The organism is Bdellovibrionota bacterium (genome assembly GCA_035292885.1).
Taxonomy (GTDB): Bacteria; Bdellovibrionota_G; JALEGL01; order JALEGL01; family DATDPG01; genus DATDPG01.
Map to the genome: position 1 here is coordinate 1 of DATDPG010000192.1, position 7,086 is coordinate 7,086.

Annotated in this window: 8 protein-coding genes and 2 tRNA genes; 5 read left to right on the forward strand and 5 right to left on the reverse strand. The window is 53.4% G+C overall.

Annotated elements, in window-relative coordinates:
• Window positions 1-525 precede the first annotated feature (525 nt).
• From VI895_13975 to VI895_13990, 4 genes are all read left to right on the forward strand, one after another.
• Window positions 526-1,650, forward strand: a complete 1,125-nt coding sequence (locus VI895_13975; protein ID HLG20909.1) for a site-specific DNA-methyltransferase — start codon at window positions 526-528, stop codon at window positions 1,648-1,650.
• Entirely contained in the window at window positions 1,583-2,326 is a 744-nt protein-coding gene (locus VI895_13980; protein ID HLG20910.1) for a PaeR7I family type II restriction endonuclease, read from the forward strand. The genes VI895_13975 and VI895_13980 overlap by 68 nt, the downstream gene beginning before the upstream one ends.
• A complete protein-coding gene (locus tag VI895_13985; protein HLG20911.1) occupies window positions 2,323-3,036 on the forward strand; it encodes a hypothetical protein in 714 nt (237 codons plus the stop codon). Before VI895_13980 ends, VI895_13985 begins: the two co-directional genes overlap by 4 nt.
• A 626-nt stretch (window positions 3,037-3,662) precedes the next feature.
• Window positions 3,663-4,499 carry a hypothetical protein gene (locus VI895_13990; GenBank protein HLG20912.1) on the forward strand — a complete coding sequence of 279 codons (837 nt, stop codon included), beginning with the start codon at window positions 3,663-3,665 and terminating at the stop codon, window positions 4,497-4,499.
• Between the two features lie 324 nt (window positions 4,500-4,823).
• On the opposite strand, the gene VI895_13995 is transcribed toward VI895_13990, so the two are convergent.
• Window positions 4,824-4,900, reverse strand: a tRNA-His gene (locus tag VI895_13995).
• Window positions 4,901-5,069: 169 nt separating this feature from the next.
• Here VI895_13995 and VI895_14000 point away from each other — a divergent pair.
• Window positions 5,070-5,345 (forward strand): DUF4242 domain-containing protein, encoded by a 276-nt coding sequence (locus tag VI895_14000; protein HLG20913.1) that lies wholly within the window; start codon window positions 5,070-5,072, stop codon window positions 5,343-5,345.
• 94 nt (window positions 5,346-5,439) lie between these two features.
• Here the strand turns inward: VI895_14000 and VI895_14005 are convergent.
• The 4 genes from VI895_14005 to VI895_14020 all read right to left on the reverse strand — a co-directional run.
• Window positions 5,440-5,516, reverse strand: a tRNA-Arg gene (locus VI895_14005).
• 56 nt (window positions 5,517-5,572) lie between these two features.
• Complete coding sequence (locus tag VI895_14010; GenBank protein HLG20914.1) at window positions 5,573-5,950, reverse strand: type II toxin-antitoxin system VapC family toxin; 378 nt, start codon at window positions 5,948-5,950, stop codon at window positions 5,573-5,575.
• Complete coding sequence (locus VI895_14015; GenBank protein ID HLG20915.1) at window positions 5,950-6,162, reverse strand: AbrB/MazE/SpoVT family DNA-binding domain-containing protein; 213 nt, start codon at window positions 6,160-6,162, stop codon at window positions 5,950-5,952. Before VI895_14015 ends, VI895_14010 begins: the two co-directional genes overlap by 1 nt.
• Before the next feature lie 72 nt (window positions 6,163-6,234).
• Window positions 6,235-7,086, reverse strand: an 852-nt coding sequence (locus tag VI895_14020) for an HAD-IB family phosphatase (protein ID HLG20916.1), incomplete at its 5' end; no start/stop codon positions are given.

Sequence of the window (7,086 nt, forward strand, 5' to 3'; positions counted from 1 at the left end):
CTCCAACAAAGCGCCTCAACCCTTTGTTTGGACCAAGACCGCCGATCAGATCCTGGAGAAAATCGCCCGCTACGCCTCCGGCACTCTCCAGGCTCATACATGAAAAGAACTATCGCGAATTCACTGACTCAGGACACTAGATTTGCGCTGGGTTTTTCAGGTTGCATTTCATATGGAGCAAAATGCGTCGCTGAGTGATACCGAGAAACGTGTTCTGGTGTGCGAAACGGATCAGTTCTTTGGCACGAATAACGAATGTTTTCAGAGTTCGTTCCACACGGTATTTCCGAAATCGGATTTCGAGGTCGTGCGCGGAGCGAAGCACTTCTTTTTCGCCACTCAGCCGGAAAGGTTCAATACCGTCTTGGGCAGATTCATCGGAACTTTGTCGGGGAGTACGTAGGTCAAATCCGAGGCTCCGGAGTTCCGTACGAATTCTGAAGGGGAAGCAATCCACAAGCCCGCCATGAGCGCTTCCGCACTTCCAGGTGGGATCACAAACAGAATTGGGGTATGAATGGTGCGTTGAAAAAGAGGAAGGCCAGACCACATCCCGGAGGGAGGATTAAGTCGCAACTGCGCGCTGCCGAGGCGCCGGCACCGTATCACCGAGAGCCGGTCTCGAACGCTCTCGATCAATATATTCCCGCCGATCTCCTCCAATTGGGCGATACACAAACCGGCATCCCGAAGGCGGCAAAAGACCCCAAAATCATGGCGCGAATCGGGTCGATTGTTGCGAAGATCCCGACCCGGCACGTGTTCTTTTCCCGCGACGCCCGAAGCATCACATCCACGGATGTCGGGAACGTCCATTTGGTCCTCACGTCGCCGCCCTATTGGACGCTCAAGGAGTACCGATCCGTTCCCGGACAGCTCGGCCACGTGGAAGATTATGAGCAGTTTCTCGACCAGCTCGATCGCGTTTGGCGGGCATCTTTTGATGCACTCGTTCCCGGCGGCCGCGTCATTTGTGTTGTGGGCGATGTCTGCCTTTCACGGCGCAAGAACAACGGCCGGCACTCCGTCGTGCCGCTTCATTCCTCCATTCAGGAGCGGGCGAGAAAGATCGGTTTCGATAACCTGGCCCCCATCATCTGGCACAAGATCGCGAACGCCGTGTTCGAAGTCAGTCGGGGCGGTGGATTCTTGGGTAAGCCGTATGAGCCGAATGCAGTTATCAAGAACGACATTGAATTCATTCTGATGCTTCGAAAACCGGGGGGTTACAGAACTCCCACCGCGGCAGAACGCGTTCTCAGCGTGATATCGGACGAAAATCACAGGAAATGGTTTCAGCAGATCTGGACGGGCGTAACCGGGGCGAGCACGCGGGACCATCCGGCGCCTTACCCGTTCGAGCTGGCGGAACGCCTGGTGCGGATGTTCAGTTTCGTCGGAGACACGATTCTGGATCCCTTTATGGGTACGGGAACGACGAATATCGCGGCGGCTCGATGGGGGCGGAACAGCATCGGCTTCGAAATTGATCCTCATTATCTCAAATACGCGGAGACGCGATTTCACGCCGAGACGGAAACGCTCTTCAGTTCAAGTTCACTCATGGTTGTTCGGGGCACAAATGAATATCGAGAAAAAGCTGAGCGCGGCCATCAAGACGTTTTGGACGACGCGGTCTCGGCAGGCTAAGGCCCAGGGTTCCAAGACGGGCCGGAAGGATTCCGGCGCCCGGGCGGCCGTGACCGGCGGGGCGCAGATGGATGGGTTTGTGAACCTCGTTCGCGCGTTGATTGTGGAGGCGGGGATACCCGATCCATCGGTATTTTGCCGGAAGGCGGCAAAGCTCCCCGGATATTTTCGGCCGCATAAGGAATGGGATCTCGTGGTTGTGGTGAAGGATCGGCTCCTGGCTTCCATCGAATTCAAGTCGCACATCGGGTCATTCGGGAACAATTTCAATAATCGAACGGAGGAGGCCCTTGGAAATGCTCTCGATGTGCGGACGGCGTACAGGGAGGGTGTCTTCGCGCCGTCGTCGGATCCGTGGCTTGGGTATTTGATGCTTCTCGAAGATTCTCCGCGTTCGACAACTCAGAAGCGTCAGAGAACGCGGCATTTCAGCGTAATGGAAGAGTTTCGACATGTTTCTTTTGCGGATCGGTATGAACTTCTGCTGAAGAAACTCGTTCGAGAACGGCTCTATGATTCCGCGTGCCTCGTCATGTCCAGCCAAAAAGAAGGGAAGAGGGGCGAGTACCGAGAGCCGAATGAAGAGCTTGCTTTCAAGAATTTTGCGGCCTCGTTGATCGGGAAAATCACTGGCTTTGTCAAAACAAGTGACCAAAGCAAGTTGCTATCGCCATGAAGGAATACCTGTTTTCCGTCCTTATTAAATACGAGTCTCAAATTGTCACCACCACGCTGACGGCCGCCACGGCAATAATCGCTGTCTTCGTGGGAGCAATTGCAAACCATGTTGCTACGCAAATGCGCGAGGAGAAAAGACGGAGAGCCACGTTAAAGGGAATCATAAACACGATGGCTTTCGAGTTTGTGCTGGCGTTCGAAAGACTCGTTATGGTGTACGAACAGATTTTCGGGGTGCCTGGCAGGATTGGCTTAACAAAAACTACTCTGTACGATTTTTCCGGATTCTCCTTAATCAGAGATGCAGTCCATTTGTCTGCAGATGGCGGTCTTCTGGCGGACATGACGTTTCTGGAAGAGCGATACTTCCACGTAAAGCGGCAGCTGGACGAGGGTGCAAAAGAAGCGAGTCGTGTTGAAGCGCTGAGGCGAGGACAGCAAACTGAGGCGGTGATGACAGAGATGCTCGCTCAACAGTTGATTCAAAACGGGATTGCGTTTGCGAGCAATGCGCCCGATTGTTTCAAGAAAGGCGAGCCCGACAGAATGTTCGATAAAATTGCGAGCTGTACGAACCATGTTCTCGAAGCAGCAGAAAGGAATGGGAGCACACAGGATCTTAAGGAATTACGAAAAATCTTCGATGATGCACAAGTGAAGAAGCGGAATGTGGATGCCACGTTTGCTTCGAAGGCTAAGAAAGATTAACCCCATGGACGGGACCTGCGTCACAAACCATTTCCTTAGAGTAACGACCCAAGGAGGTCGATCTTGAGCAAACGCAGCATCAAAATCTCTCTGTTTGTCCTATTTATTGCATTGCTCGTGTCTCTTATCCTCGTCTGGATGGGGCAACCCCGATGGCTCCCCAAAGGTTTTCGCCGACTTGATCTCTCAGAGGAGGCGAGAAAAAACGTAACTCAGCTTAGCATGAGGGAACACGACTACGCCGTAGCGAAGGGTGTTTTCCTTTCTATCCGACCAAGTGTTGCGAATGTGCCACGGGGACGCTGCGTTTCGACGGAACAACTTGGTCCCGAATTTCTTGAGGATTTACGAACCCTGGCTTTGGATCCCGCAAAACCCATTTCAGTCTACGCGGTCGACAAGATATTTGGAGCACCGTGTTTTCGCTATCGATATGAGACCATTGTGTGCCCAGGTTCAGCCGAGTGTGAAACGCGGCCGTATGTAATCGGTACATGCGGGAATGTACTCAAAGCACGAGGCTCTTGTGTATTCATCGAAGGCCGGGGGGACCTCGATGGAGACGGAGATATTATCTGTGGAGACGGGTTTTACATCGAACGAAGGGCCGAATGAGATGAAAAAACATGACGGAAAATTCTCAATCCAACGTTAAGCGACCTTGGCGCTTTTACGCCTTTCTTGCCGGTGCGTTAGTCGGCAGCCTCCTTTGGTTTATTTCGTTCTTAGTCACTGGCAAACATGAGGCGTGGGATGCCCAATCCGTTTCTTATATCTGGCTTTCGTTCTTTGCGGGGACCGTTACAGGGTCATTCTTCGGTGTGCGCGACGCACTAATGGTGGTCGTCGGAATTTATGCAGGTCAATTGACGTATATTCTCGGCGATAACCTCATCACACCGACTGCCGGCGCAAACTTTCTCTTTCCCCTCGGGCTCATATTTCTGGTGGTATACACAATTCCCGCCGCGCTGGGAGTGGCCTTAACCAGTACCTTGCACGAAGCCATTCGCGTCGTCCGCCATCGTCATCAAATACCGCCGGCATCTCCGGTTCCTTACGCCAATATTGCAATCGTGCTTGCTCCACTTTTGGCCGCGCCTTTCTTTGATCCAATCCTTAGCATCGCAGCGTTTCATACTTTCCCCACTCCATCCGTTTTCCTCAGGCCTCTACAAGAAGTAACGGGTTTTAGTTTGTACACGTGGCTGCCGTTTCTGAGTCTTTCGGCGTATTTGTGGATGTTGTGCCTTAGAGACAATCCAAAAAAGACAGGGCTGCTCTTCCTTATCGGAATTACTGCGATTTCAGCCATCCATCTTCCCATTAGGATTGCGGAGGGGAGAGATCATTTCGGATTAGCCTCATTGCTAACACCCGTACCTACAACGGTCGCCGTGATGGCCATCGTTCACTCCTTCAAGCGCTGGATGGCAAACAAGCGCCGTCCGCTTGATGCATGACACAATTGTCCCGTACGCATGCTCCGTCAAGCCTCGCGCCGACGAAGCGTCGGCACTCTTCTTGAGGGGAGCGCTTCCTATATTGCGGTTAGCCTCGCTCGGGGGTCGGTTTTTCTCACATCCGCTCGTGATGAGAAAAACACCAACCCCCAATGGCGGCCGAAGTTTCAGAAGCCCACCGGAAGCCCAAAAGAAGCCACGCTCTGTGATTGTGGGTGATTTTGCGTGATGCGGTCTTCGAATCGACTCTCTCATCCTGTTGAAACCGTGGGTTTTTGTTCTTGATGGGTTACGGGTCTCCGGATATCTCGGCCTGGAATATTTTGGGGTGAGTGAAGGGATTCGAACCCTCGGCCCCCAGGGCCACAACCTGGTGCTCTAACCAGCTGAGCTACACCCACCGTAGCACGGCTTTTTATACTTTCTCGGTGTTTTTGGCTACATGGCACGCGGCTACCTCTTTGCCCCAAGGTGAAGGCGGCTGTACTGACAGAAGTGAATCATCCATGGCCTTACCGATTGCAGTTTCCAATTTCCCAGCATATAGACGCGGGAATAAAGGAGTTCCTTATGCCAAAGTATGTCATCGAGCGTGACCTGCCTGGAGCCGGAAAGTTGCCGAAAGATCAACTTCAGGCGATCTCCCAAAAATCGTGCAGTGTTCTGAGTGAGCTGGGTCCAAAGATCCAGTGGCTGCACAGTTATGTGACGGATAACAAGATTTACTGCGTCTACATCTCGCCAAATGAGAAGTTGATTCGCGAGCACGCCCAGAAAGGCGATTTCCCCATCACACGCATTTCCGAGGTGCGAACGGTTATCGACCCCACGACCTCCGAAAAATAAAAGCCAATTATCCGGGCGCAGGATTCTTGCCGTATTGTCCATGCGCCGGACTTTTTTCGCGTGGCAAGGCCGCAGGCCGCTAAAAGATCGAGCGTGGCGCGCCTGGAGGGATTCGAACCCCCAACCTGCGGCTTAGAAGGCCGCTGCTCTATCCTACTGAGCTACAGGCGCGTTGAATCGATCATAGACGCACGGGGTCTGATTTCAAAGATGGAGGCCGCTGCGGCCTACCGGAGAAGAACGACTTCGTCGATACCTGCAAAGTCGTTGTCCAACGTCAAGAGTCTGGCCCCGGCGAGCCGGGCGTGTGCGAGGACGATGCTGTCGGCCATCGGCAGTTTGTGTTCCAGGGAGAGATCAGCGGCGGTCAGGGCGACGTCTCTCGTAAGGTCGTCGATCTTGTGCTGGCTCATGACCGCTACGGCAGACAAGGCCCGATCTTCCGAAAGAGTGGAGCAGATTTTCTTGTAGACTTCGTAAAGTACCAGCGTTGGAACCAAGATCTCCTTGGTCCGTCTTTGCTCCCGTTCACATGGCTTGGCGAGCGGCCCTTGAGAAAACATCTCGATCCAAGCCGAGGAATCGACGACCAGAGAATGGGTCATTACAGATCCCGATCCCCCTTTTCTCGAAGGTTGGTTCGGTCGATCTTCCCGCCCAGCTTTCGTTGAACATCCTTCAGGCTCGAAACCGGCACTAAATAAGCCACGCCCCCTTTTGCGATCACTTCAACTTTCGCCCCTGGGCGCAACCCCAGGATGTTTCGTACGGCTTCGGGGATGACCACCTGGTATTTAGGCGACACTTTTACGGTCATGATTGATTGTAGTACGTACGTAAGATCGATGTCAATATCGTTAAACGATCGAAACGGCCCTCAAGGGAACGTCTAGAACTTTTCCAAAAGAAGTGGCAACTGAAGAAAGTCGCCGATGACGTTGCCGTGCGCCGCTTCGATGACCGCTTCGGTTTTGGGGTTGTAGGCGACGGGAAGGCCGACGGCGCGGAAGACCTGGATGTCGTTCGAAGAATCGCCGACAAAGCAAATGCGCCCCATGGGTATACCCAATGCATCGGCCTGCTTTCGAACGACTTCGGATTTATGATCGAACGGGACGCGCACGGCGTGCGTCCCGTCGAATTTTCCTTGGGAGAGGCCGAGGAGGTTCGAGCACTCGAAATCGAGATGGAGCGATTTTTGAATCTCTTCGGCGACGACGGAGATGCCGCTCGAAATAATTCCCAGGCGGTAATGGTGGCGAAGGAGTGGAATGCAATCGGTGAATCCGCGGCTATACGGGGGAAGGCCGGCACAGGGAAAAAGTACGTCGCGGATTTCCTCGAACGTGCGGCCGGCAATTCGCTGAGCGCACGTTTTCCAAACCTCTTCAAACGATACCCGCTTGGTCAGATATTGTTCGACCCACTCTTCCTGTTCGCTGAAAATACCGAGCGCCCACCCCAGGGCGGCCCAGGTCGATAATCCGATCGGAAGATCGTAGTGGACGATCGTGCCGTCCATGTCGAAGAAAATCGCATCAATATTCGGGTTTTTCGTATGCGGCCGATCCAGCAGTCTGCGAAGAAAACCTCCGTTCTCCTTTAAGAGTTCCTCCGCCTCGGAGCGTTCCGTCCCCAAGATTCCCATGGCCAACGCCGTTTTAACGTGGCGGTTGGCTTTCGACAAAAGAGCGCGGGCTTTTTGCGCGGGCAGACGGGTAACGCTTTCAATGATGCGAAC